This is a genomic window from Mesorhizobium sp. M1342 (assembly GCF_040317955.1).
Lineage (GTDB): Bacteria > Pseudomonadota > Alphaproteobacteria > Rhizobiales > Rhizobiaceae > Mesorhizobium.
This window is the reverse complement of sequence record NZ_JAMYLI010000004.1, coordinates 52,014-76,476: the sequence shown is the minus strand read 5'-3', so window position 1 is coordinate 76,476 and position 24,463 is coordinate 52,014. Positions and strand designations below refer to the sequence as shown.

30 protein-coding genes are annotated in these 24,463 nt (G+C 63.1%); 18 read left to right on the top strand and 12 right to left on the bottom strand.

Annotated features, from left to right (window positions below; translation table 11 throughout):
• Position 1 precedes the first annotated feature (1 nt).
• The 7 genes from NKH06_RS05235 to NKH06_RS05205 form a co-directional block, all read right to left on the bottom strand.
• On the bottom strand, positions 2-853 hold the full coding sequence (locus tag NKH06_RS05235; RefSeq protein ID WP_352796637.1) for an alpha/beta hydrolase family protein: 852 nt from the start codon (positions 851-853) through the stop codon (positions 2-4).
• Positions 854-1,092: 239 nt separating this feature from the next.
• Positions 1,093-2,703: an NTP transferase domain-containing protein gene (locus tag NKH06_RS05230; protein WP_352796634.1), complete on the bottom strand. Its 1,611-nt coding sequence runs from the start codon at positions 2,701-2,703 to the stop codon at positions 1,093-1,095.
• Positions 2,704-2,769: 66 nt separating this feature from the next.
• A complete protein-coding gene (locus NKH06_RS05225; RefSeq protein WP_352773147.1) occupies positions 2,770-3,507 on the bottom strand; it encodes an XdhC family protein in 738 nt (245 codons plus the stop codon).
• Between the two features lie 65 nt (positions 3,508-3,572).
• A complete protein-coding gene (locus NKH06_RS05220; RefSeq protein ID WP_128303293.1) occupies positions 3,573-3,911 on the bottom strand; it encodes an XdhC family protein in 339 nt (112 codons plus the stop codon).
• A gap of 60 nt (positions 3,912-3,971) precedes the next feature.
• Positions 3,972-5,216 (bottom strand): vWA domain-containing protein, encoded by a 1,245-nt coding sequence (locus NKH06_RS05215; protein ID WP_352773145.1) that lies wholly within the window; start codon positions 5,214-5,216, stop codon positions 3,972-3,974.
• Positions 5,217-5,219: 3 nt separating this feature from the next.
• Positions 5,220-6,149 (bottom strand): AAA family ATPase, encoded by a 930-nt coding sequence (locus NKH06_RS05210; protein WP_352440161.1) that lies wholly within the window; start codon positions 6,147-6,149, stop codon positions 5,220-5,222.
• The gene (locus NKH06_RS05205; RefSeq protein WP_027036962.1) at positions 6,146-6,673 is read right to left on the bottom strand and encodes a flavin reductase; all 528 of its coding nucleotides are present in this window, start codon (positions 6,671-6,673) and stop codon (positions 6,146-6,148) included. The genes NKH06_RS05210 and NKH06_RS05205 overlap by 4 nt, the downstream gene beginning before the upstream one ends.
• Before the next feature lie 179 nt (positions 6,674-6,852).
• Between NKH06_RS05205 and NKH06_RS05200 the strand changes: the two genes are divergently transcribed.
• Together NKH06_RS05200 and NKH06_RS05195 are read left to right on the top strand one after the other, a co-directional pair.
• A complete protein-coding gene (locus NKH06_RS05200) occupies positions 6,853-7,926 on the top strand; it encodes a branched-chain amino acid ABC transporter substrate-binding protein (protein WP_352892454.1) in 1,074 nt (357 codons plus the stop codon).
• Positions 7,926-8,951: a P1 family peptidase gene (locus NKH06_RS05195; RefSeq protein ID WP_352892452.1), complete on the top strand. Its 1,026-nt coding sequence runs from the start codon at positions 7,926-7,928 to the stop codon at positions 8,949-8,951. Before NKH06_RS05200 ends, NKH06_RS05195 begins: the two co-directional genes overlap by 1 nt.
• A gap of 12 nt (positions 8,952-8,963) precedes the next feature.
• Here NKH06_RS05195 and NKH06_RS05190 read toward each other — a convergent pair whose 3' ends face one another.
• Complete coding sequence (locus tag NKH06_RS05190) at positions 8,964-9,218, bottom strand: DUF2171 domain-containing protein (protein WP_352892451.1); 255 nt, start codon at positions 9,216-9,218, stop codon at positions 8,964-8,966.
• Between the two features lie 128 nt (positions 9,219-9,346).
• On the opposite strand from NKH06_RS05190, the gene NKH06_RS05185 reads away from it, so the two are divergent.
• From NKH06_RS05185 to NKH06_RS05165, 5 genes are all read left to right on the top strand, one after another.
• Complete coding sequence (locus NKH06_RS05185; protein ID WP_128303288.1) at positions 9,347-10,072, top strand: DUF2259 domain-containing protein; 726 nt, start codon at positions 9,347-9,349, stop codon at positions 10,070-10,072.
• 107 nt (positions 10,073-10,179) lie between these two features.
• The gene (locus tag NKH06_RS05180) at positions 10,180-10,593 is read left to right on the top strand and encodes a hypothetical protein (RefSeq protein WP_128303287.1); all 414 of its coding nucleotides are present in this window, start codon (positions 10,180-10,182) and stop codon (positions 10,591-10,593) included.
• 59 nt (positions 10,594-10,652) lie between these two features.
• The gene (gene purB, locus NKH06_RS05175) at positions 10,653-11,954 is read left to right on the top strand and encodes an adenylosuccinate lyase (protein ID WP_352552709.1); all 1,302 of its coding nucleotides are present in this window, start codon (positions 10,653-10,655) and stop codon (positions 11,952-11,954) included.
• Positions 11,920-12,276 (top strand): metallophosphoesterase family protein, encoded by a 357-nt coding sequence (locus NKH06_RS32005; protein ID WP_502914407.1) that lies wholly within the window; start codon positions 11,920-11,922, stop codon positions 12,274-12,276. Before purB ends, NKH06_RS32005 begins: the two co-directional genes overlap by 35 nt.
• The gene (locus tag NKH06_RS05165) at positions 12,158-12,688 is read left to right on the top strand and encodes a metallophosphoesterase family protein (RefSeq protein ID WP_502914415.1); all 531 of its coding nucleotides are present in this window, start codon (positions 12,158-12,160) and stop codon (positions 12,686-12,688) included. Before NKH06_RS32005 ends, NKH06_RS05165 begins: the two co-directional genes overlap by 119 nt.
• 15 nt (positions 12,689-12,703) lie before the next feature.
• On the opposite strand, the gene NKH06_RS05160 is transcribed toward NKH06_RS05165, so the two are convergent.
• Complete coding sequence (locus NKH06_RS05160; RefSeq protein WP_023810345.1) at positions 12,704-13,519, bottom strand: VOC family protein; 816 nt, start codon at positions 13,517-13,519, stop codon at positions 12,704-12,706.
• Positions 13,520-13,768: 249 nt separating this feature from the next.
• Here NKH06_RS05160 and NKH06_RS05155 point away from each other — a divergent pair, with 249 nt between their 5' ends.
• Positions 13,769-14,323, top strand: coding sequence for an RBBP9/YdeN family alpha/beta hydrolase (locus NKH06_RS05155; RefSeq protein ID WP_023810344.1), 555 nt, complete (start codon positions 13,769-13,771; stop codon positions 14,321-14,323).
• A gap of 6 nt (positions 14,324-14,329) precedes the next feature.
• On the opposite strand, the gene NKH06_RS05150 is transcribed toward NKH06_RS05155, so the two are convergent.
• Positions 14,330-15,103: an HpcH/HpaI aldolase family protein gene (locus NKH06_RS05150; protein ID WP_023810343.1), complete on the bottom strand. Its 774-nt coding sequence runs from the start codon at positions 15,101-15,103 to the stop codon at positions 14,330-14,332.
• A gap of 128 nt (positions 15,104-15,231) precedes the next feature.
• Positions 15,232-15,552 (bottom strand): DUF1476 domain-containing protein, encoded by a 321-nt coding sequence (locus NKH06_RS05145; RefSeq protein WP_352892445.1) that lies wholly within the window; start codon positions 15,550-15,552, stop codon positions 15,232-15,234.
• 275 nt (positions 15,553-15,827) lie between these two features.
• On the opposite strand from NKH06_RS05145, the gene purC reads away from it, so the two are divergent.
• The 6 genes from purC (at position 15,828) to NKH06_RS05115 (ending at position 19,377) form a co-directional block, all read left to right on the top strand.
• Positions 15,828-16,622: a phosphoribosylaminoimidazolesuccinocarboxamide synthase gene (gene purC / locus NKH06_RS05140; RefSeq protein WP_013532127.1), complete on the top strand. Its 795-nt coding sequence runs from the start codon at positions 15,828-15,830 to the stop codon at positions 16,620-16,622.
• A 43-nt stretch (positions 16,623-16,665) separates the two neighbouring features.
• Complete coding sequence (gene purS / locus NKH06_RS05135) at positions 16,666-16,908, top strand: phosphoribosylformylglycinamidine synthase subunit PurS (protein WP_352630298.1); 243 nt, start codon at positions 16,666-16,668, stop codon at positions 16,906-16,908.
• Between the two features lies 1 nt (position 16,909).
• Positions 16,910-17,578 (top strand): phosphoribosylformylglycinamidine synthase subunit PurQ, encoded by a 669-nt coding sequence (gene purQ / locus NKH06_RS05130; RefSeq protein ID WP_128303282.1) that lies wholly within the window; start codon positions 16,910-16,912, stop codon positions 17,576-17,578.
• Positions 17,579-17,662: 84 nt separating this feature from the next.
• Entirely contained in the window at positions 17,663-18,328 is a 666-nt protein-coding gene (locus tag NKH06_RS05125; protein ID WP_352892441.1) for a glutathione S-transferase family protein, read from the top strand.
• A complete protein-coding gene (locus NKH06_RS05120) occupies positions 18,325-18,732 on the top strand; it encodes a hypothetical protein (RefSeq protein WP_352892439.1) in 408 nt (135 codons plus the stop codon). The genes NKH06_RS05125 and NKH06_RS05120 overlap by 4 nt, the downstream gene beginning before the upstream one ends.
• Positions 18,733-18,735: 3 nt before the next feature.
• A complete protein-coding gene (locus tag NKH06_RS05115) occupies positions 18,736-19,377 on the top strand; it encodes a Pr6Pr family membrane protein (RefSeq protein WP_352773135.1) in 642 nt (213 codons plus the stop codon).
• 3 nt (positions 19,378-19,380) lie between these two features.
• On the opposite strand, the gene NKH06_RS05110 is transcribed toward NKH06_RS05115, so the two are convergent.
• Complete coding sequence (locus NKH06_RS05110; RefSeq protein ID WP_352892437.1) at positions 19,381-19,632, bottom strand: DUF1127 domain-containing protein; 252 nt, start codon at positions 19,630-19,632, stop codon at positions 19,381-19,383.
• Between the two features lie 93 nt (positions 19,633-19,725).
• On the opposite strand from NKH06_RS05110, the gene NKH06_RS05105 reads away from it, so the two are divergent.
• The 4 genes from NKH06_RS05105 (at position 19,726) to NKH06_RS05090 (ending at position 24,421) form a co-directional block, all read left to right on the top strand.
• Positions 19,726-21,135, top strand: a complete 1,410-nt coding sequence (locus tag NKH06_RS05105; protein ID WP_352892434.1) for an aminotransferase-like domain-containing protein — start codon at positions 19,726-19,728, stop codon at positions 21,133-21,135.
• Positions 21,136-21,254: 119 nt separating this feature from the next.
• Positions 21,255-23,486 (top strand): phosphoribosylformylglycinamidine synthase subunit PurL, encoded by a 2,232-nt coding sequence (gene purL, locus NKH06_RS05100; protein ID WP_352892433.1) that lies wholly within the window; start codon positions 21,255-21,257, stop codon positions 23,484-23,486.
• 7 nt (positions 23,487-23,493) lie between these two features.
• The gene (locus tag NKH06_RS05095; RefSeq protein ID WP_352892432.1) at positions 23,494-24,054 is read left to right on the top strand and encodes a hypothetical protein; all 561 of its coding nucleotides are present in this window, start codon (positions 23,494-23,496) and stop codon (positions 24,052-24,054) included.
• 133 nt (positions 24,055-24,187) lie between these two features.
• Positions 24,188-24,421: a BolA/IbaG family iron-sulfur metabolism protein gene (locus tag NKH06_RS05090; protein ID WP_010909092.1), complete on the top strand. Its 234-nt coding sequence runs from the start codon at positions 24,188-24,190 to the stop codon at positions 24,419-24,421.
• Positions 24,422-24,463: the final 42 nt, after the last annotated feature.

Below are 24,463 nucleotides of genomic sequence, written 5' to 3'. Positions count from 1 at the left end.
GTCAGGGCGACTTCGATAGCATCCAGTTGAGCGTGCCGCGCCAGTCGGTCATGCGGATCGGCGTGCCATGGGTGCCTGTCTCGAAACGAACGAAATGGGTCGGGTAAGTCTTCGATTTGGCCAGGATCGAGCGAAAGAATGCTTCCTGATTTGCCACGGGGAAGACCACATCGTGACTGCCCTGGCCGAAAAAGACCGGCACACGGCGCTTGAAAGCAGGGCTGGCGAAGAAGCTCTCATCCCACAGCGAGCCGAGCAGCAGCAGGCCGCTGATGCGGCCGCCCATGTCCTTGCGCGCGGCAAGCCTCCAGCACAGCGCGCCGCCCATCGAGCCGCAGGCGACGAAGATCTTCGCACTTGGCGACCGTTCGGCATAATGACCGATCAGCGCCGTCACCTGCGTCGCTCCCTTGTCGCCGAAATCGGTAAAATCCGGGCTGAGGTAGAGGCCGCCATTGCCGGCCATCAGGTTCTTGAGCCGGTTGAAATTGCCGCCGAAGGTGAAGTCGTCGACGCCTTGCTTGCGGCTGCCGCCCTGCCCGTGCAGATAAAGCACGATGATGCCGGCGCCCTCGGTCCTTCCGACGGCGACATGCCTGACATCGCCAGCATCGGTTTTCAGCAACAGATCCTGCTGCATCTTGCGGACGCCGGTGTCGGTGTATTGGGCGTTCACCCGGCGCTCAGGCACCTGGTCACGCTGGTTGATATCGCGCATCTCGCGGTAGTCGATGACGGTGTAGGCGCCGTTGGTGTCGGACGACAGCGTGGCCGGATAGGCGAAGAGATCGTCCTTGAAGGGTTTCAAGGACAACGTGTCGGCGTTGGCGGCCGAAGAAAACAAGAAAAGCATTGCCGTGAGGAAAGCGCGGCACGCCCCCCCCTGGCCTGCCGGCCATCTCCCCCTCAAGGGGGGAGATTGGATGCGCCTTCTGCTTTCGCCAATCTCCAAGGTTTCGGGACGTGAGCTGCCGTCAAAGCTGCCAATCTCCCCCCTTGAGGGGGAGACGGCCGGCAGGCCAGAGGGGGGTAAAAGCGCCAACATGGAAGATGAAGTCATCCCTCTGGCATGCGTTTTTAGGCTTGGGTTTGTCAATCCTGCAGCACGCCGCCAGCGCCTTCCAGCGCCTCGCGCGTGTCGACATCGACAGACGCCGCCGCGCCGATCTCGACATCGATGACATCGAGCCCTTCGGTCTCGACCAGATGGCGTGCACCGGTGTCGCCTTCCAGATGGGCGATCGCCGGAAACAGCGAGCGCGGCAAAAGCACCGGGTTGCCGCGCTTGCCGTCATGCGAGGCACGGACCACCGCATTGCCGCCGGCCTTGCGGAATGTATCGATCAACCTGTCGAGGTCGTCGGACGCGATACCCGGCATGTCGCCGAGAACGATCATCACACCGGCGGCGTCTCCCGGCAGATAGGCAATGCCGGCTTTCAGCGAGGTGGACAGGCCCTCGGTAAAATCCGGATTGTCGGCGAAGGTCACGTCGAGGCCGGCCAGCGCCGTGCGCACCCGCTCGCGCTGATGGCCGGTGACGACAATCGTTCCAGACGCCTTCGAGCCGAGCGCCCGCTCGGCGGTGCGGCGCACCAGCGGCTTGCCGTCGAACAGCGCCAAAAGCTTGTTCGGTCCACCCATGCGGCTCGACCGGCCCGCCGCCAGCAGCACGATCCCGACCTTGAGCTGGCTCATGGCCGGCAGCGGTTCGCGCGGCTGCGGCCGCGTCGGGATTTCCATTAGCAGCCCGCCTACTCCCATGCCGGCAATATCCTTGGCGGTCACGTCGAGACCGGCGATCAGCCTGTCGAGCACCCAGTCGAAGCCGTTTTCCTTGGGGCTGCGGGCGCAGCCGGGAGCGCCGATGACGCGCTTGCCGTCGAGCATACCCAACACCAGCAGATTGCCGGGATCGACCGGCATGCCGGCGCGGATGACAGTACCACCCGCCTTCTCGATCGCGGCGGGAACGACATCGGCGAAATCGCTCATCGCCGAGGCGCCGAAGATCACCACCATGTCGTTGTCGCGCGCCAGCGAGGCCGCGGCTTCCGCCACCGACGCGATCTCATGCGGCGTGCGGCGCTCCGCCGTCAGCCTGCCGCCGGTGCGCGCCAGCCGCGCTTCGGTGACGCGCAACGTCTTGTCCAGCACACTCGGCTTGATGCCCGGCAGAACCGTCTGGATGACGCCGACACGCACCGGCTGGTAGGCGTTGACGGCAAAGATCTCACCACCGGCGCAAATTTTTGTCGCGGCGTCGACCAGCGCTGAACTGACCGCGAAGGGAATGATCTTCACCGTCGCGACCATCTGGCCTTTCTCGACCGGCGCATGCTGCGCCAGCGTGGCGATGGTGATGGCGGGATCGATGGCATTGATGGCGTCGATGGCAGCGGCATCGACCGTGAAGATGCCCGGCGCCTTGGCATGGAGGTTGACCCGCCCGGTCGCGGCAGGCCTGGCCTCGATGCCGCGAAAGGCCATACTCTCGGCGATCGTCTGCGCGGCGGCATCCTCGCCGAGGTCGTCGGCGGCCAGCACGGCTGCAACGACCTCGGAAATGCCGGCAGCCCGCAGCAGCGCCACATCTTCGGCGCTCAGCCTGTGCGCCTTGCGGAAGCGGCGTTCACCAGCGGTGGTGGAATGCGCCAGCACCGCGCCTTCCGCCGTCTCAATAGGGATCGGGCCGAATTTCACGCGACGGCGCCCGTAGAGCGCTGCGCGTCCTTTTGGACGCGCAAAGGACGCTCTACTACTTTGAATCTACGCATCGTGCTTTTCCAAAATCGATTTCGATTTCGGAGCCGATGCGGAGGCATCGAAACCGCGCGAGCGGAAGGCGTGGATCGCCTGGGCCAACACCGCAACGGCGATCTCTCCCGGGCTGGCAGCACCTATGTCGAGCCCGATCGGCGCATGGATACGGGCGATCTGATCGGCGCTCGCGCCCAGCGCCAGCAGGCGTTCGACCCGCTTGGCATGCGTCTTCCTGCTACCGAGCGCCCCGACATAGAAACAGTTGGCGTCGAGCGCGGCCTTCAGGGCGAAATCATCGACCTTCGGGTCATGGGTGACGGCGGCAAGTGCGGTGTAGCTGTCGAGCGGCTGGCGCTTCAGCACATCCTCCGGCCATTCGGCATGAAGCGCCACGTCGGGAAAGCGGTCCGGCGTGGCGAAAGCAGTGCGGGGGTCGATGATCTCGACGGGATAGCCGGCGATCCTGGCCATCGGCGCCAGCGCCTGGCTGATATGGACAGCGCCAATCACGACCAGACGCGGTTGCGGCAGATGCGCGTTGAGAAAGAAAGTCCGCCCCTCGGCTTCGGCCGAACCGGAGTTGCCTGTGCGAAACGCCTTGGCGATCGCGGCGCCAAGATCGCCGGCGACCTGATCGCCCTCGCGCACGATCCGGTCGCGGCCGTCACCGAGATCGGTGACAAGGATCGCCGCACGGCGAGCGCGTCGTTCGGCGTTCAAAGTTTTTAAGGCGTAGGGATCCATCAGGAAATCTCTTGTCCGAACATGATCTTGTCCAAAAACCGGGTCCCACTTTTTGGGATCATGCTCTAGCCCAGTCTTTCCACGTACACCTTGATGCGACCGCCACAGGACAAGCCGACCTGCCATGCGGTTTCATCGGCAACACCGAACTCCAGCATCCTGGCCTTGCCGCTGTCGATGACGTCGATGGCCTCGCTGACCACAGCGCCTTCGACGCAGCCGCCGGAAACGGAGCCGTGGAAATTGCCGTCGGCATCAATGACCAGATGGCTGCCTATGGGTCGGGGCGCCGAACCCCAGGTCTCGACCACAGTCGCGATGGCCACGTCCTTGCCGTCCTTCATCCAGCCCTCCGCAATGATCAGCGGGTCGCGGGCCTCATCCAGATAAATGCTGTTTTCCATGACCGTTTCTCCAGAAGTCTGTTTTTCTCGGGATCTGTTTTCCGGATGGGAAAGATATGGTTATGCGGCGTGCCTCGCGCCAGCTTCCAGCCATCGGCGCGGATCGACGGATTGTGCCGACTTCTTGTCCAGCGACGCGCAGAGATCGGCGAGCGCGTCGAGATTGTGCACCGAGCGGAACTCGTCGACATGCGGCAGCATCGTCTTGACGCCGCGGGCGCGCGCCTGGAAGCCGTCGAAGCGCAGCAACGGGTTCAGCCAGATCAGACGCCGGCAGGATTTGTGCAGGCGTTCCATTTCTTCTGACAGGCCGGCGACATCGTCGCGCTCCAGCCCGTCGGTGATCAGAAGCACGACCGCGCCCTGCCCCAGCACACGCCGCGACCATATCAGGTTGAACTCGGCCAGCGTGTCACCGATGCGGGTGCCGCCCGACCAGTCCCTGACCGCCGCCGAACAGTCGGCAAGGGCTGCATCCGGGTCGCGATGGCGCATCTGCCGGGTCAGGTTGGTGAGCCGGGTGCCGAAGACGAAGGTGTGCACGCGACGCCTTTTTTCAGTCAGCGCATGCAGGAAATGCAGGAAGATGCGCGTGTACTGGCTCATCGAGCCGGAAATATCGGCCAGCACCACCAGCGGCGGGTGAACCTCGCGCGGCGAACGGAACTTCGGCAGAATCAGCTCGCCGCCGGTGCGCGCAGCCGAACGCATCATGGCGCGCGGATCGATGCGGCGGCCATGCGCATCGGCCTTGAAGCGCCGGGTCCGCACCATGTCGAAAGGCAACCGCAACTGCGCGATCGCCTTCTTGGCGTCGGCCATCTCGGCGGCGTTCATCTGGGCAAAATCCTTGGCCCGCAGCACCTCGTTGCCGGAAAAGGTGAAGCGGGCGTCGACCTCGATCTCGGGAATTTCCTGTGGCGGCTGGTTCTTCTGGTGGCCCTCGAACATCGCCTGGCTGACCCGGTTTTCAGCGGCGCGTGGCTTCTGCTTTTCCCTGGTGTCGGGTGTCACCGGCGAAAACATAGCCAGCATCTTTTCGATCAGTTCGCGCGACTTCCAGAACAGCCGGAAGGCTTCGTCGAAAATGGCGTGATCCTCATGCCGCGACACCAGCACGGCGTGCAGCGTCCAGTAGAAATCGTCGCGCGAACCAATGCCCGCGGCGAGCACCGCCTCGATGGCGTCCTTGACCGAGGCCGGCCCGACCCGCATGCCCGCCTTGCGCAAGGTGCGGGCAAAATAGACGATGTTGTCGGCGATTCGCCCGTGCGGCATGGCCTCTTTTGGCTCGGGGCGCAGCATCGCCTACTCCGCCGCCGAAAGCTCGGCCTTCACCTCGTTGAGGATGCGCCGGCCTTCGCCCTGTTCGATGCGGGCAATGTCGTCCTGGTATTTCAACAGCACGCCGATCGTGTCGGAGACGGTTTCAGGATCGAGCGCCACCTTGTCGAGCTCGGTCAGCGCGCCGGCCCAGTCGATGGTTTCGGCGACGCCCGGCACCTTGAACAGCTCGATCTGGCGCAGCTTCTGGATGAAGGAGACCACTTCGGCCGAAAGGCGCTGGTTGGCCTGCGGCACCTTGCGGCGCACGATCTCCAGCTCGCGCTCGGCATTGGGATAGTCGACCCAGTGATAAAGGCAGCGCCGCTTCAGCGCATCGTGGATTTCGCGGGTGCGATTGGTGGTGATGATGACGATCGGTGGTTCTTCCGCCTTGATGGTGCCGAGTTCGGGCACCGTCACCTGGAAATCGGACAGGATTTCGAGCAGGAAGGCCTCGAACGCCTCGTCGGTGCGGTCGAGCTCATCGATCAGGAAAACCGGGGCAGCGCCCGTCTTTCCGGTCAGCGCATCGAGCACCGGGCGGCGGATCAGGTATTTTTCGGAAAAGACGTTGCGCTCCATGGCGGAGCGCTCGACCTCGCCGGCCGCCTCCTCCATGCGGATCTCGATCATCTGCGCGGCGTAGTTCCACTCATAGACGGCGGACGAGACGTCGAGGCCTTCATAGCACTGCAGGCGGATCAGCCGGCGGCCGAGCGCCTGTGCCAACACCTTGGCGATCTCGGTCTTGCCGACGCCGGCCTCGCCCTCGAGGAAAAGCGGCCGCTTCATACGCAACGACAGGAACAGCACGGTCGCCAGCGACCGGTCCGCCACATAGTCCGCACCGGTCAGGAGATCGAGAGTCTCGTCGATCGTCCGTGGCGCGGCGCGCGGTTTCAGCTCGGTCATTCTTTCTCCGTGAACGCCGCCGCTCCGCTTTCCAGTACGTGGTAGCCGCGGGCGTGATAGATCAGCGGCCGCAAATTATCGCCCATACGCAGACCTGTCACCTTGCCAAAAAGCACACGATGGGTGGCCAGATCCTTGGTGTCGATCAATTCGCAGTCGAACACGGCGAGCGCGCCTTTCAGCGTCGGTGCGCCGGTAGAGATCACATCCCATTCGCCAAGCGCGAAACGTTCCTCGACCGGCAGGCCGGTGATGCCGGAAAAGCCGACCGACAGCGGCTCCTGGTGCGAGGCCAGCGTGTTCAGGGCAAACCTGCCGTTTTTCACGAACAGCTCATTCTTGGCATTTTCGCGGTTGAGACAGACCAGGATGGTGGGCGGCGTGTCCGACACCGAACAGGCGGCGATCACCGTCGTGCCGCGCTTGCCGGCCGGCCCGTCGGTGGTGACCACATGGACGTGGCCGGCAAAGTGGCTCATCGCGTCGCGATAGGCCTGCGGCCCAATGTCGTTCTTCTTCAGCACCGGAATTTTTCCATGGTCAGGATCCTACCGACATATATGGCCAGACATAGCCCGCCACAAGCGAAGTGCCTGAGCCATATCCCGAAATTCGCGTGTTGCACCAAGGCCGGGCAGCCTTTAGGTCTTGGCGGCAATAGTGCCGGGAGCATAGAGCCGGCACGGAGGGACCCATCGCTCGAATGCGACCCAGGACAAGAACAATAGCGGCGCTGTTCTGGCTGTTTCTGGCCAGTGCCGCGGATGCCCAGACGCTGCTCGTCGGCGTCGCGGCACCGCTATCGGGACCATCTGCCATTCTCGGCAAGCAGATCGAGGCCGGGACCGGCCTGGCGGCCGAAGCGAACGGCATCGAACTGAAGACGGTGGATGATTCCTGCACCGCCGATGGCGGCGCTGCCGCGGCCAGGAAGTTTGCGGCCGCCAAGGTCAATATCGTGGTCGGCTTTCTCTGCACCGAGGCCATCGAGGCGGCGATGCCGATCCTGAAGGATGCCGGCATTCCGGTCATCACCGTTGGCGTGCGGACCGAAAGCCTGACCGACCGCCGCGCCAAGACCGGCTGGCCTGTCTATCGTCTCGGGCCGCGCGGCGACGATGAGCGCAACGCCATCGCCTCCACCCTCACCCGTTTATGGCAGAACGAGCTGTTCGCCATTATCGACGACGGCACCATCTACGGCCGTGAGATCGCCGAGACGTTGCGGGCAGCGGCCGAGCAGGCGGCGCTGAAGCCGGTATTCACAGACACGTTCCGGCCACAGCTCGACAACCAGATCGGCATGATCGGTCGGCTGAAGAAGGCCGGCGCGACGCATGTCTTTGCCGGTGGCGACGGCGACGACATCGCCATCATGGGCCGCGATGCCGCACAGCTTCAGGCGGGCATCGTCTTTGCCGGCGGCGAAAATCTCCGCACGCCGCCGGGCGACGTGCCCTATGCCGTGGGCACGCTGATGATCGCACCGCCGGAATGGGCCGATGTCGCCGACCCCAAAGTGTTGGCGGCGTTTGCCGCGCGGAAGATCGTGCCTGACGGTTATACGCTTCCCGCCTACGCGGCGGTCGAAATCGCCAAGGCAGCGTCAGGCTTGTCCGAGGCCTCGGGCAAGCCGCTGGCCGAGGCCCTGACCGGACAGGATTTCACCACGGCGATCGGGCCGATCCGGTTTGATGCAAAAGGCGACCTCAGCCAGAGCCCCTACCGCGTCTTCCGTTTCGACGGCACGCGCTTTGCGCCCTTGGAAAGCAACTGATGTTTCGCACCGGCCCACGCAACCTGATCACCGACGTTGCCGGCCTGCGCGTCGGCAATGCGTCCGACGCCAGCCTGAAGTCCGGGGTGACGACCGTGCTTTGCGACACGCCGACAGTGGCTGGCGTTCAGATCCTGGGCGGCGCGCCGGGCACGCGCGAGACCGACCTGCTCGAACCGCACAATTCGGTCGATGTGGTGCACGCCATGGTGCTTTCAGGCGGTTCGGCTTTCGGCCTCGACGCGGCGTCCGGCGTGCAGGCGGCATTGCGCGAACGCGGTATCGGCCTTGAAGTCGGTGGCTTTCGCGTGCCGATCGTGCCATCGGCGATCCTGTTCGACCTGCGCAATGGCGGCGACAAGGATTGGGGCCGTTATCCGCCCTATCGCGAGCTTGGCTATGAGGCGGCGCAAACCGCCACCGCCGATTTCCAACTCGGCACGATCGGTGCCGGCACCGGTGCGCTGACCTCGGGGCTGAAAGGCGGCCTCGGCTCCGCCTCGACGCTACTCGACAATGGCGTCACCATCGGTGCACTGGCCGCCGTCAACCCGGCCGGATCGGTGACCACAGGCCGAACCCGCCATTTCTGGGCGGCACCGTTCGAAATCGGCGACGAATTCGGTGGGCTTGGCTATCCCTCGCCGATGCCGGACGAGGCGAAACGGATTCTTTTGAAATACCGCGACAAACATTTTGGCCAGCAGACGGAGACCGGCGGCAACACCACCATCGCCGTCATTGCCACCGATGCGGTGCTCACAAAGGCTGCCGCCAAGCGCCTGGCGATATCGGCGCATGACGGGTTCGTGCGCGCGATATGGCCGACGCACACACCGGCCGATGGCGACCTTGTGTTCGCGCTGGCGACCGGCACGAGCGGCATCGAACTCTCTGCCGATGCCGCAATCGACCTCCACGCCACAGCCGGCGCCACGATGGCGCGCGCCATCAGTCGCGGCGTGTTTGCCGCGACGCCCGCCGAAAACGATCTGTTTCCGGTCTGGTCGTCACGCCTGGGGTGAAGCGAAGGTTGATCAGACCGGGTCGGACTTTTCTTCCTCGAACATCACCGCGACGTCGGAATTCGCCGACAGCCAGACCTTCTTGCCATCGACCTCGGCAATCAGGCTCAGGGGAATGTAGTGGTGATGGCCCTTGTGAGCGCCCTCGCCGCTATCGGCCTTGGTCAGCTTGATGCGCTGGCCATCGACCTTGTCGACAGTGCCGACATGCACGCCGTCGGCGCCGACAACTTCCATATGCTCGCGAATTTTGCTGGTGTCGGTCATGGTGGTTCTCCATTGGGACTGCCGACCATAACAAATGACGGGCCGATTGGATGCATCGGCTTTCGCACCGCACGACGTTTTGATTTTGTCGTGCTAGGGGATTGAGACGATCACGGGGGTGAAGACCGATGCGAATGCTCTTTCTGTTTGCCGTTGGCCTGCTTGCACAGTTTGCCACCTCGATCGCGGCTCATGCCGGCGATGTCGCCGAACTTGAAATCCTCGGCTTCACCAAGGACGGCAGCGTCTTTGCTTTCGAGGAATATGGCGTGCAGGATGGATCGGGTTTTCCCTATGCCAACCGCTACTACATCGACACCAGCACCGACAGCTTTCTCAAGGGCACGCCGATCCGGGTCCGGCTTGAGGACGAGAATGCCAAACTGGATGCGGCGCGCCTTCAGGCCCGGCAAAAAGGCGAAGCCATTGTCAGTCAGGCCGAGCTGAGCGCCAATCGCGGCATCACCGCGGGTTTCAACCCGGTGACCGAGCTTTCGGCGGATCCGCACCGGATGGCGGTCAATCCGCGCCCGATCTTTTCGCCGGTCGACCCACCGCTCGAGTTCCGGCTCGACGAGATCGGCATGAACAACACCAAGGGCTGCGAGAGCCAGGGCGAGATCAACGGCTTCCGGCTGCTGCGCATCGAGGCGCAGGATGGTGGCACCACCAAGCTGCTGCACGAGGATAAGGCGATACCGAAAAGCCGGGGTTGCCCGAACGGCTACCGCATCGGCGCCGTGCAGACCTTTTCGATGGACAGTCTCAGCGCCTATGCCGTGCTGATCGCGGTGCGCCAGTACGGCTTTGAAGGCCCGGACTTTCGCTGGATCGCGGTGACCGGCCGCCTGTGACACCGCTTGTCCCACCCGCCCCGCGCGATCGTTCGCTGAACCGCCTTCGCCGCGCTATACCGACGCCGCGCACTGCGTTTTATGGCGCCTTGCTATGGGCCACGACGATGGGCGCCAGTGCGCTCGTCACCCTGTTGTTGGACGACTGGGAGACGCCGGCGAAAATCCGCATTGTCACCGTACTGTTCGCGGTGGGAGCTGCGCTGGCCTTTCCTATCGGCCTGTTCGCGGCGCGGCTGGTTTCGCAGGGAAGACGCTGGGAAGTCGCCTTTGCCGCGGCCTTCGTGTGCCTAGCCGCGGCGACGATCGGCCTGACCGCCGGGCTGTTTGCCCTGCAGTACCGCTCCTACTATGCCGAGTGGCATGCGCCTGCTTTCACCCGCACCTGGGTCCTCCAGTTCGTCTTCACGACGTTGATTGCGCTTTATCAGTTCGTGGTGCTGGGCATCCGGCTCTATTTTCCAGTTGGTTTCATCGCTCTGTTTGCCGCGGGCGTCTGGTTTGCGCGCCAGCGGCGTTGAGCATTTTGCTCGCCTCTGTTAGGACGCGGGCAAACTTCTCGATATGTCAGGACTGACCGATGATCCCTCGCTATTCCCGGCCGGAAATGGTCGCCATCTGGTCGCCAGAAACCCGGTTCCGCATCTGGTTCGAGATCGAAGCCTATGCATGCGACGCGCTGGCCGAACTCGGCGTCATCCCCAGGGAAGCGGCAAAAACCATCTGGGAAAAGGGCGGGGCGGCAAAATTCGATGTCGAGGCGATCGACGAGATCGAGCGCGTTACCAAGCATGACGTGATCGCCTTCCTCACCCATCTTGCCGAATTCGTCGGGCCGGACGCCCGCTTCATCCATCAGGGCATGACCTCGTCCGACGTTCTCGACACCTGCTTTGCGGTGCAGCTTACCCGCGCCAGCGACATCCTGCTCGCCGACATCGATGGTCTGCTTGCAGCGCTCAAGCGCCGCGCCTTCGAGCACAAGGACACGGTCACCATCGGCCGCAGCCATGGCATCCATGCCGAGCCGACCACCTTCGGCGTCAAGCTGGCGCAGGCCTATGCCGAGTTCTCGCGCTGCCGCGAGCGGCTGGTGCACGCGCGCGAAGACATCGCCACCTGCGCCGTTTCGGGCGCAGTCGGCACCTTCGCCAACATCGATCCCTATGTCGAGGAGCATGTCGCGGCGAAGCTCGGCCTGAAGCCCGAGCCGGTGTCGACGCAAGTGATCCCGCGCGACCGCCATGCCATGTTCTTTGCCACGCTCGGCGTCATCGCCTCCTCGGTCGAGCGGCTGTCGATCGAGATCCGGCATCTGCAGCGCACCGAGGTGCTGGAGGCGGAAGAGTATTTTTCGCCGGGCCAGAAAGGCTCGTCGGCCATGCCGCACAAGCGCAACCCGGTGCTGACCGAGAACCTCACCGGCCTTGCCCGCATGGTGCGTTCGATGGCGCTGCCGGCGATGGAGAATGTGGCGCTCTGGCACGAGCGCGACATCTCGCACTCCTCGGTCGAGCGCATGATCGGCCCGGACGCCACCGTGACGCTCGATTTCGCGCTGTCACGGCTGACCGGCGTCATCGACAAGCTGCTCGTCTATCCCGACAACATGCTGAAGAACATGAACAAGTTCCGCGGCCTCGTGCATTCGCAGCGCGTCATGCTGGCGCTGACGCAGGCGGGCCTGTCGCGCGAAGACTCCTACCGGCTGGTGCAGCGCAACGCCATGAGAGTGTGGGAGCAAGGCGCTGATTTTCTTGAGGAATTACTGTCCGACAAGGAAGTGACCGCAGCGCTGCCGGAAGCCGAGATCCGCGAGAAATTCGACCTAGGCTATCACACCAAGCATGTCGACACGATCTTCAAGCGGGTGTTCGGATAGGATTTCCATGCGACTGGCTGTCCTTTCCGACATTCACGGGAATCTGCGCGCGCTTGAAGCGGTTCATGCGCGGATCAAGGACAATTCTCCCGACATCATCGTCAATCTGGGTGATTGTCTCTCCGGGCCGCTATGCCGAAGAAACCGCGCAATATTTGATTGCACAGAACTGGCCGACCGTGCGCGGCAATCACGACCGTGTGCTGATCGAGCCGCCGGCTTCCGGGCTGGAAGACGTCGATGCCTTTACCCACCATTGCCTCTCCCAGACGTCATTGGCTTGGCTTTTGGCATTGCCGATTGCCCTGACGCTCGCCCCTGAAATTCTGCTCTGCCACGGCAGCCCCAGCGACGACGAGACGTTCCTGCTCGAGGAAGACGGCGGCAATCACTTCTATCCATCCAATCAAAAAGAAATCAGACACAAGCTCGGCAGCATCGATGCCGGGCTGACCTTGTGCGGCCACACCCATACGCCGCGCGTCGTGCGGCTTTCCGACCGCCAGACGATCCTAAATCCCGGCAGCGTCGGTGTTCAGGCGTTTCCCGGCCTTACCGTGACCGGCAGCCCGCATGCCCGCTACGCCCTCGCCACGCACAAGCGCGGAGAATGGTCGTTCAGCCATCACGCGGTCAGTTATGACTGGGCCGAAGCATCCAGCCGCGCGACGGCGGCCGGCTTCGACAGTTGGGCACACGGATTGCTGACCGGTTACGCCGCCAGTTCTGTTTAAGAGCGCAGCGGGCGCTTAGCCGGCAGCGCCAGGCACGGTGCGGATCACCGTGCCCCACGGGTCTTCCCGCGTGGTTTCGGTGGATGCCTTGTCCGAACGCATCTCGACCCAGGCCAGACCTGACCGGGAGGGATCGCGGCGGCCTGCGCCTGAACTCTGCCAGGCGTTGGCGCCGATGTGGTGGTGATAGCCGCCCGACGACAGGAACACCGCCTGGCCGCCATATTTCGCCACCGTGTCGAAGCCGAATTCCTGGTTCCACCAGGCTTCGGCGTCTTCCGGCCTGCCGACACGCAGGTGGACATGGCCGACGATGCTGTTTTCCGGCGCGCCCTGCCAGCCGGCGTCACCCGCAGGCACTTCGGCAACGACGGACGGAATGTTCAGCCGCTCCGTTGCCATGGCAATCTTGTCGCCATTCCACTTCCAGTCCTGCGGGCGGCGGTCGGCATAGATCTCGATGCCATTGCCTTCGGGATCGGTCAGGTACAGAGCTTCGCTGACCAGATGGTCGGAAGCGCCCTCGATCGCGATCTTGTTCGATATAGCGTGGTTGATCCAGCGGCCGAGATCGGCGCGGCTGGGCAGCAGGAAGGCGGTGTGGAACAGCCCGGCGCTGCGCGGATCATCCGGCTTAGCTGAAGCGTCCTGCTCAAGCACCAACAAGGGACGGTTGGCGGCGCCCAGCGTGATCGAACCATCGGCACGGCTCAACTCCTGCAGACCGACAATTTCGCGGTAATATGCGGCAAGGCTTTCCGCGTCGCGCGCCTTCAGCCCGACGCGGGCAACGCTGACTGGGGTGGTGGCGGCAAAAGGCAACTCGCTCATCAAATGCTCCGTTCGACCGGCCTGCGATGAAGCTCCCAAAGCGAGAAGCCCCACTCCGCCGATCATTGTACGTCGTGTCAGTTCCAAAGTCAGGGTTCCCGCGTACGGCTGTTTCTTTTCCTGACCACAGATCGTCCATCCGCATCGTTCACACAAGACGCGAAGAAGCGAACATGGTGTTCACTATTGTGATCAATAGCGGCGTTCCTGCCGGTTGCACGAAGCGATGCCGCTCGCTATCTCAGCGCCATGAAGGTCAAGGAAGCAGATATCCTCATCGTGCCGGGCTACACCAATTCCGGCCCCGACCATTGGCAGAGCCGCTGGCAGTCGAAACTGTCGACGGCGCGCCGCGTCGAACAGGCCGAGTGGTCGAAGCCGGTTCGCGAGGACTGGACGGCGAGCGTCGCCAAGGCGGTCAACGAGGCCGAGCGGCCGGTCGTCCTGGTCGCGCATTCGCTCGGCGTCACCACTGCGGTGCAAGCCATTCCGCAATTCCGCAAGCCGATCGCCGGGGCCTTCTTCGTGGCACCTCCCGACGTCGCCAATCCCGAGATCAGGCCCAGGCACCTGATGACCTTCGGTCCCTACCCGCGTGAGCCGCTGCCCTTTCCCTCGATCGTGATCGCCAGCCGCAACGATCCGTTCTGCGCCTTCGATGTCGCCGAAGACATTGCCGGTGCATGGGGCTCACTATTCATCGATGCCGGCGAGACCGGTCATCTGAACGCGGATTCAGGCTTCGGGCCGTGGCCCGAAGGTTCAATGACCTTCGCCAAATTCCTGACGGATTTGAAACCCTGAGTTTCTTCAGGACCCAATCGAATCGCGGACGCTCTTGATCAGCGTTTTTGCGCCAAGCCCGATCAGCGAATGCTCGGAGCCCATGGCCAGCAGGCGATAGCCCATCGACACAACCCGGCCGGCAATTGCCGGCTCGACAACGTAGATCGCCGCATGTTTGCCGGCCTTGCGGGTGCGCTCGGCCACCGATGCCACCGTCTCCATCATGCTTTCCAGCGTCGAATTGACGGTCGCACCATTGCTCCAGGCGATCGAGAAATCCGATGGGCCGAGGAAGATGCCGTCGATGCCGGGCGTGTCGAGGATGCCGTCGAGCGCATCGAGGGCCGGACGCGTCTCGACCATGGCGAAGGCCATGGTGCGTTGGTTGGTGTCGCGCAGCCACTCGGCCTGGTCGCCCTTGCCGTGGCGTGGAAAAGCGTAGGTCGGACCCCAGGAGCGCTCGCCGAGTGGCGGGTATTTCATGGCGGCGGCGAACAATTTTGCATCGGCAACCGAATTCACCATCGGCGCGATGACCGCCTCGGCGCCGAAATCGAGCGCGCGGCTTGCCATGTCGAAACGGCCAACGGGAATGCGCACCAGCGCCGGCTTGCCGGCGGCGAGCACCGGCACCAGGCCACGCAGCACGCTGTCTTCGTGATGGCCGCCATGCTGCATGTCGAGCGTGACGGCATCAAAGCCCTGCTTGGCGACGATCTCGACGGTCAAGGCATCCGGCACGCCGGACCATGCGGTGAACAACGTTTCATCGGCCGCGAGGCGGGACTTCAGGGACATGGGTACTTTCCTTGTTAACTCCGGCAGTTTCAGCCGGAAATCGTGACAAAGGCAAAGAAAAACCGCCCGGATAGGCCGGGCGGTCGATTGGTCCAGCGTATGGCCGCGGGATCAGCGCATGGCCGGGATCAGGTGTTCTTGATCTGCTCGATCGCCTGCGCCATCAGTTCGTCCATGGTGCGGCGGATCTGGTGGTCCGACTGCTCGACGCCGGCCGCGTCGAAATCCCCGCGGATTTTGCGGAACACGTCGTGGTCGCCGGCTTCCTCGATGTCGGAGATAACCACTTCCTGGGCATAGGCGTCGGCATCAGCGCCGGACTTTCCGAGCTTTTCGGCGGCCCACAGGCCGAGCGCCTTGTTGCGGCGTGCCGAGGCCTTGAACCGAAGCTCCTCGTCGAATGCGAATTTACGCTCAAAGCCCTCTTCGCGGTCTTTCATGCTGCTCATGGCGTCCCTCCGGTCAAATTCGATTCGTTGGCGGTGAATATGTGCGTTGCCAAAGCACAAACCAAAAGGTCGCGGGCCGGTCAATACGCTTCATCGCATGCTGCGCTGCGGCATTTCAGTCCCGAAAGCGGTTGATTGGAAGGATTTGCCGATTGAGCAAACGATGTGATTGGGATAGACCCGGCATTGAACCCTACCGTAGCCGCACTATTTCAGGCAGACGGACAGGAAATGGTCTGATACCGCCCTGTCCGGAACCCCAGAGAAAAATCCAGATGAAAAATCGCCGCCGCATTTATGAAGGCAAGGCCAAGATACTCTATGAGGGACCCGAACCGGGCACGCTTATCCAGTTCTTCAAGGATGACGCCACCGCGTTCAACAAGAAGAAGCATGAAGTCATCGACGGCAAGGGCGTCCTCAACAACCGCATTTCCGAGTACATCTTCAACCATTTGAACCGCATGGGCATTCCGACCCATTTCATCCGCCGGCTGAACATGCGCGAGCAGCTGATCAAGGAAGTCGAGATCATTCCGCTCGAAGTGGTGGTGCGCAATGTCGCCGCCGGCTCGTTGTCCAAGCGGCTCGGCATCGAGGAAGGCACCGTTCTGCCGCGCTCGATCATCGAGTTCTATTACAAGGCCGACGCACTCGACGATCCGATGGTGTCGGAAGAGCACATCACCGCGTTCGGCTGGGCGAGCCCGCAGGAAATCGACGACGTCATGGCGCTGGCCATCCGCGTCAACGACTTCCTCTCCGGCCTGTTCATGGGCGTCGGCATCCAGCTTGTCGACTTCAAGATCGAATGCGGCCGGCTGTTCGAGGGCGACATGATGCGCATTGTCGTCGCCGACGAGATCTCGCCGGATTCCTGCCGCCTGTGGGACGTGGCGACACAGGACAAGCTCGACAAGGACCGTTTCCGCCGCGACATGGGCGGCCTCGTCGAAGCCTACCAGGAAGTCGCACGCCGCCTCGGCATCATGAACGAGAACGAGCCGCCGCGCCCGACCGGCCCGGTGCTTGTCGCCTCGACCGACGGCCTCAAAGGCAAGCCGCACTGATCGCGGCTTGCGAACTGATAGTCCGAACAGGAGCATGTCCAGCGTGATCAAGGCCCGCATTACCGTCACCCTCAAGAACGGCGTGCTCGACCCGCAAGGCAAGGCGATCGAACACGCGCTGTCCGGCCTGGGGTTCGATGGCGTGGGCCTTGTCCGGCAGGGCAAGGTGTTCGACGTCCAACTGGCGGAAAGCGACAAGGCCAAGGCCGAGGCCGACCTCAAAGCCATGTGCGACAAGCTGCTGGCGAATACGGTGATTGAGAATTACGCGGTGGAGATCGCCTAAATTGAAATCAGCCGTCGTCCTCCTGCCCGGCCTCAATCGCGACCGCGACATGATCGCAGCGTTGACCAAGATTTCGGGAACACCGCCAATCACCGTCTGGCAGACCGACACCGAAATCCCCGATGTCGACCTGATCGCCATTCCAGGCGGCTTTTCCTTCGGCGACTATCTGCGCTGCGGCGCGATCGCGGCGCGCATGCCGGTCATGCGGGCTGTGGCCGAAAAAGCGGCCGCCGGCGTTACGGTCATCGGCGTCTGCAACGGTTTCCAGATCCTGGTCGAGGCCGGCCTGTTGCCGGGCGCCTTGATGCGCAACACCTCGCTGAAATTCGTCTGCCGGCAGGTGAAGCTCGAGATCACCAATGCCAACACCATGTTCACCCGCCGCTATCAGCCGGGCCAGATCATCCGCTCGCCGGTCGCGCATCATGACGGCAATTATTTCGCCGACGCCGACACGCTTGCCCGCCTCGAAGGCGAAGGCCAAGTGGTGTTCCGCTATGCCGAGGGCACCAACCCCAATGGCTCGATCAACGACATTGCCGGCATCGTCAACAGCCAAGGCAATGTGCTCGGGCTGATGCCGCACCCGGAAAACCTGATCGAAGCAGCCCATGGCGGCACCGACGGCCGCGGACTGTTCGAGAGCGCTCTCGGCATCGCCGCCTGACGATATCGAAGCGAACAGCTTGAAAACAGCCGGACATTCCTGTTTCTTTGGAGCAAGTCTGGTTCATTGGGGAGAGAGACGGTCATGAAACTCTATTCGCGGCCGTTGTCGCCCTACTCGTCGATTGTGCGGGCACTGGCCTACATCAAGGACGTACCACTCAAGATCATCGCGCCGCCGCCCGGTTTCCCCATCCCGGAAGAGTTTCGCGCCATCTCACCGATGAACCGGATTCCGGTGCTGATCACCGGCTCGGGCGAGACGATCGTCGAATCGGTGGTCATCGCCGAATATCTCGAGGAACGGTTTCCGGAGCCGGCGCTGCTGCCGCCCGACTCCAAGGACCGCGCGCTGGTGCGTATGTTCGCCCGCATCACCGATCTCGATGTGCTGACACCGATGATGAAGCTTTTCGAGCTTCATTCCGTGCCGAAGCGAAACAATGCCGAGATCGACGCCCAGTTCGCCCGCCTACATCATGGACTGGCAGCGATCGAGGCCCGCATGGCGCAAGGGCCCTTCGCACTCGGCGACGACATTAGTTTCGCCGATGCCTGGCTGACGCCGACGCGGTTCATCTTCAACAATTTCCGGGCCATGACGGGACGCCACGACCTGCTCGATGCCTATCCCAAATTCGACGCCTACCAGCAGATCGCCTCGCAACACCCGGCATTGTCGAGGGTGTTGGGCGAGATGACCGATGGTTTGAAGATTTTTCTGTCCGAGCTTGAGATGGGTGCCGCTTGATTAAGTCGAAGACGATCGCGCTGGTCGCCGCGGCGGGCTTTGTGCTGGCATCTTGCCAGTCGACGCCAAAGAGCACGCCTGTTCCCTCAGGCAAAAGTGCTGCGCTGCTGGCCATGGAACAAGTGGCGATCGCTGCCCACAAATGCTGGATCGCCAGCAAGGACCCAGCCTTCAAACCGTACCAGATGGCCAATGAGCTGAATTCGTTCAGCGGCACGCCGCGTTTCCTGCTGGTGCCGGCCAAGCACTATGGCGGCAAACCTTTGCTCGTCGTGCAAGCGCAAGGCAATTCTAGCCGCGTCGACTTCTTCGGACCGCTGATGAACGATCCGCTCGGCGCCCGCATCGGCTCGGACATCGCCCGTTGGCAGGCCGGCAATCCGGCCTGCGCCGCGACGGCCTAGCCCGTGGGCCGGTTCCTGCAGATCGCGGGTCTGGTCATCGGTCTGGCCGGGCTCATCCTGCAGTTCTGCATCAGCATTCCGGCATCGATGGAAGCCGGCCGCAGCCTGCTTGGCTCAATCATTTTCGTCTTCAGCTTCTTCACCATCCTGACCAACATCGGCGCGGTGCTGGTGTACACGTCGCTGCTGTCACCCACCTTCTATGCCTGGCTGCCGGCCTTTGCAGGCGCGCGGATGCGCACCGGCGTTGCGGTTTCGATCGCGCTGGTCTTCATCATCTACGCAACGGTCCTGGCACAACTCTGGCAGCCGCAGGGGCTGTTCCTGCTCTGCGACGTCCTGCTGCATTATGTGACGCCGGTGCTCTTCGTGCTGTGGTGGTTGATATCGGGCGCTGACGGCAGGACGCGCTGGAGCGACATTTCCTGGTGGATGCTCTATCCCGTCGCCTATCTGATCTATGCGCTGGTACGGGCACCGCTTGCCGGCGAGGTGCCCTATCCCTTCCTTGACGTCGCCAAGAACGGTGCTCCCAGCGTTGCCATCTCGGCGCTGGCCATCACCGGACTTTTTCTCGTGCTGTGCGTGGTCGCCGTCCTTGCGGACCATGGCATTGCACGCATCAGGGCATCAAAACTCCGCTAGCTTTCAGTCCCAGAACGGCCTGATGCCCTCACGGTGGGCATCGCAGCGCGAGACGCCGATATCCTTGAGCTGATCATCGGTCATTTCCAGCAGCGCCAGCCGGCTGCGGCGGCGATCCAGCAGGCTGTCGATCCATCTCGCCAGCGATCTGACCAGACGCACCAGACGGCTGACAAAGCCGCTCCGGTCCGATGGACGTGTCGCTTGGCCCGATAACTCGGTGCTCGAATGACGGATTGTGGCGATTGTATTCATTTTCTTTCTACCAGAATTCCAAATTGTACCCTTTTTGGCACGCATCTGATATGTATTGACTCATGTATGGGTGCAATATAGAAAATTGTCACCATGACAAATTGGCTCCCCGACCTCACCACCGGCTCCGGCCCGCTGTATCAGCGGCTTGCGGATTCCATCGAAACGGACATCGACCGGGGGGTGATCGATGCCGGCGCAAAGCTGCCGCCGCAACGCGACCTCGCCTACGACATCGGCACCACCGTCGGCACGGTCGGCCGGGCCTATCAATTGCTGCGCGAGCGTGGGCTGGTGAGCGGCGAAGTCGGGCGTGGAACCTATGTGCTCGGCCAGCGCGCGAAGCCGGATTTTCCGGCTCCGGACGTCGGCGGCGAAGGCACACGCTATATCGATGCGCCTAAAGGCAAGCTGCGTTTCGACAGCACCGCAGCACCCGATATCGGCCAGGGCGACATCGTCGCCGGTGTCCTGTCGCGCACGGCGCAGGACCATCCACATGAGATTTCAAGCTACACGCGGGATTTTCCCGACCGCTGGTACGAAGCCGGCGCCCGCTGGTTGGCGCGCAATTCGTTTCGTCCGAGTGCCGACACCATCGTTCCCACGCTCGGCACCCATGCGGCGGTGATGGCGGCAATCGCGGCGCTCACCATGCCTGGCGACTATATTGCCTTCGAGCACCTCACCTACTCGCAGATTTCCCGCAGTGCCGGCCTGATCGGCAGGCGCACCGCGCTGGTGGCATCGGACGAGGAAGGCATCGATCCGCAGGATTTCGAGCGCGTCTGCGCGCAAAAGCATCCCAAGATGATCTTCCTGATGCCGACTGCGCAGAATCCGACGCTGGCCACCTTGTCGGCGGCGCGCCGCGAGGCGATCGCCCATGTCGCACGCGAATACAACGTCGTCCTCATCGAGGACGACCTCTATGGCAATCTGACCGATGATCCGACACCATTGCTGGCCGAGTATGCGCCTGAACGCACCATTGTCGCGGGCGGCCTGTCGAAGTCGGTCGCAGCCGGTGTACGCGGCGGCTGGCTTTCTTGCCCGCCCGCCTACCGCCACCGCATCCGTGTCGCTCACAAGATGATGACCGGGGGCATGCCCTTCCTGCTGGCGGAGGTGAATACAAGGCTGGTGCTGTCAGGTCAGGCGGATGAGATACGCAAGCGCAGCATCGCCGAAATCGGCGCCCGCATCGCCATCGTGCGCGAGACTTTGGCCGGCTTCGCATTCAAGTCGCATGACAGGGTGCCCTTTGTCTGGCTGACCCTGCCCGACCCCTGGCTTTCCGGCACCTTCAAGAACGCCTGCCTTGAGCACGGCGTGCTGATCGACGACGAGGACGAATTCAAGGCCGGACGCTCCGAGCAGGTTTTCCATGGCGTCCGCTTTGGCGTTTCGCAGCCGAGGCAGCGCGGGGATATCGCTGAAGGCGTTGCGGTGATCCGGCGACTTCTCGATGAAGGCCGCGCCGGCTACGACAGCTTCTCCTGACACTGCGTGGCTTTGTCCGGTTTTCCGTCGTTTTTCGTCAATCCATGGGTGTATCGGCCGCCGGGCTTGCGATAAGACGGGACTCAAAATCCCAACGTCCCGGATAAAAATCGCCGCCCATGACCATTTCCAATTCCGTGCCGATCACCCCCGAGCTCATTGCCTCACACGGGCTCAAGCCCGACGAGTATCAGCGCATCCTCGATCTTGTCGGGCGCGAGCCGAGCTTCACCGAACTCGGCATTTTCTCGGCGATGTGGAATGAGCACTGCTCCTACAAATCCTCGAAGAAGTGGCTGCGCACGCTGCCGACCACTGGTCCGCAAGTGATCCAGGGGCCGGGCGAGAATGCCGGCGTGGTCGACATCGGCGACGGCGACTGCGTCGTCTTCAAGATGGAGAGCCACAACCACCCGTCCTACATCGAGCCCTACCAGGGCGCGGCGACCGGCGTCGGCGGCATATTGCGCGACGTCTTCACCATGGGCGCGCGGCCGATCGCGGCGATGAATGCGCTGCGCTTCGGCTCGCCTGACCATCCCAAGACCCGGCATCTCGTTTCAGGCGTGGTTTCCGGCGTCGGCGGCTATGGCAACGCCTTCGGCGTGCCGACAGTCGGCGGCGAGGTCAATTTCGACGCCCGCTACAATGGCAACATCCTGGTCAACGCCTTTGCGGCGGGCCTTGCCAAGACCGATGCGATCTTCCTGTCCGAAGCCAAGGGCGTCGGCCTGCCGGTCGTCTATCTCGGCGCCAAGACCGGCCGCGACGGCGTCGGCGGCGCCACCATGGCTTCGGCCGAATTCGACGACAAGATCGATGAGAAGCGCCCGACGGTGCAGGTCGGCGATCCCTTCACCGAAAAGTGCCTGCTGGAAGCCAGCCTCGAACTGATGGCCTCGGGCGCCGTCATCGCCATCCAGGACATGGGTGCGGCCGGCCTCACCTGCTCGGCGGTCGAAATGGGCGCCAAGGGCGACCTCGGCATCGAGCTCTATCTCGACAAGGTGCCGGTGCGCGAAGAGCGCATGAGCGCCTACGAGATGATGCTGTCGGAAAGCCAGGAGCGCATGCTGATGGTGCTGCGCCCGGAAAAGGAAAAGGAAGCCGAGGCGATCTTCCACAAATGGGGGCTCGACTTCGCCATTGTCGGCAAGACCACCGACGATCTGCGCTTCCGCGTGCTGCATCAGGGCGACGAGGTCGCCAACCTGCCGATCAAGGATCTTGGCGACAAGGCTCCGGAATATGATCGGCCGTGGAGCGAACCGAAGAAGCCGGCGCGGCTGGCCGCCAATGACATTCCGCAAGCCGACGTTGCCGACGCGCTGCTGAAGCTGCTCGGCGGGCCCGACCTGTCCTCGCGCCGCTGGGTGTGGGAGCAGTATGACACGTTGATCCAGGGCAATTCGCTGCAGCTTCCAGGCGGCGATGCCGGTGTGGTCCGGGTCGAAGGCCATGCCACCAAAGCGCTCGCCTTCTCGTCCGACGTGACGCCGCGCTATTGCGAGGCCGACCCTTATGAGGGCGGCAAGCAGGCGGTGGCGGAATGCTGGCGCAATTTGACCGCCACCGGCGCTCTGCCGCTGGCCGCCACCGACAACCTCAATTTCGGCAACCCGGAACGGCCCGAGATCATGGGCCAGCTGGTCGGCGCGGTGAAAGGCATAGGCGACGCCTGCCGTGCGCTCGGATTCCCGATCGTCTCCGGCAATGTCTCGCTCTACAACGAGACCAACGGCCAGGGCATCCTGCCAACCCCGACCATCGGCGGCGTCGGGCTGATCGCCGATTGGTCGAAGATGGTGCGGATCGGCTTTGCGGCCGAGGGCCAGATGATCCTGCTGGTCGGCGCGCCGGCGTCCTGGGGAACGCATCTTGGCCAATCGGTCTATTTCAGGGACATCCACGGCCGCACGGACGGCCCGCCGCCGCCGGTAGACCTCGATCACGAAAAGCGCGTCGGCGACCATGTGCGCACGCTCATCGCATCCGGTGTCGTCACGGCGGCGCATGACGTTTCCGACGGCGGTGTCGCCGTTGCACTTGCCGAAATGGCGATGGCGTCCGGCATCGGCGCCACCGTTCCCGGGCTTGTCGGCACCGACCCGATCCCGGTCTGGTTCGGCGAGGATCAGGGCCGTTACCTCCTGACGCTGTCGATCGATCCGCATGGTGACGAATGGGACGCGATTCGCAAGCAGCAGGGCGAACTCGGCATCTTCGCGCCGTGGATCGGCTCCACAGGTGGCAGCGCGCTGAAGCTTGGCGGCGCCAGGGCAATCCCGGTCAGCGAATTGAGCGGAGCCCACGAAGGCTGGTTTCCGCGCTTCATGGACCAGGCCAGTTGACCAGAGCATGATCCCGAAAAGTGGAAACCGGTTTTCGGGAAGAGATCATGCTCAACCACAAAAGCTGGCTGCCCGGGCGCTGCTTGCAGTCGTTTTCTGGCCGTCGCTGTTCTTCTTCTGGTTCCTCGGGCCGTTCGTCTTTTTCCTGCTGTCGACGACCTCAAGCGAGGTTTGCGCCCGGCTGGAAACGCGCGCGCAGTTTCTTGCCGCGGCCAACGGCGCCATCCCGATGCTGGCGCTGCAGTACCTCATCTACGCGGCCCCGATCATCTGCCTGGTGCTTTGGGGCCGCTTGGCGCCGGATCCGGCACGGGCAAGGCACATTGTCACCTGCATCAAGCTTTTTGCCAGCGCGGTGGTCGTAGGCGCGTTGTGGGAGTACGGCTCGTCGTTGACCTGCGACGGCTACGGCCAGGCGTTCTTCTCGCCGGCTTGGCAAATGACGAGCTATCTTCTCATTGTCAGCCTCGTGCTCAACTTGCCGCTCTATGTACTTGCCTTCAGCCTTGGCCGTGCTTTCTCGACACGCGAGGACATTGCCGAGGATGAAGCAAGCCCACCGGCCTAGTCTTTCTCTGAAACCATCGAACCGTCTTGCCGTTGGTGGGACAGAACGGCTTCAATCCGGACCGGAAAGGCTTTAGGCTCGCCCGACTCTCATCTTATGGCCGGCTACCGGCCGCTCGAAACAGGATTTTGCCATGGCAATGGATGCCCACGACATCGAAAAATTGATCAAGGACGGCATTCCGGACGCCAAGGTGACGATCCGCGATCTCGCCGGCGACGGTGACCACTATGCGGCCGAGGTGGTGGCCGAGAGCTTTCGGGGGAAAAGCCGCGTCCAGCAGCACCAGATGGTCTATGATGCGCTGAAAGGGAATATGGGCGGCGTGCTGCATGCGCTGGCCTTGCAGACCAGCGTTCCGGACTGACCCTTAGCGCTTGGCCCAACACGGCTCATCCTTTGCGCCATT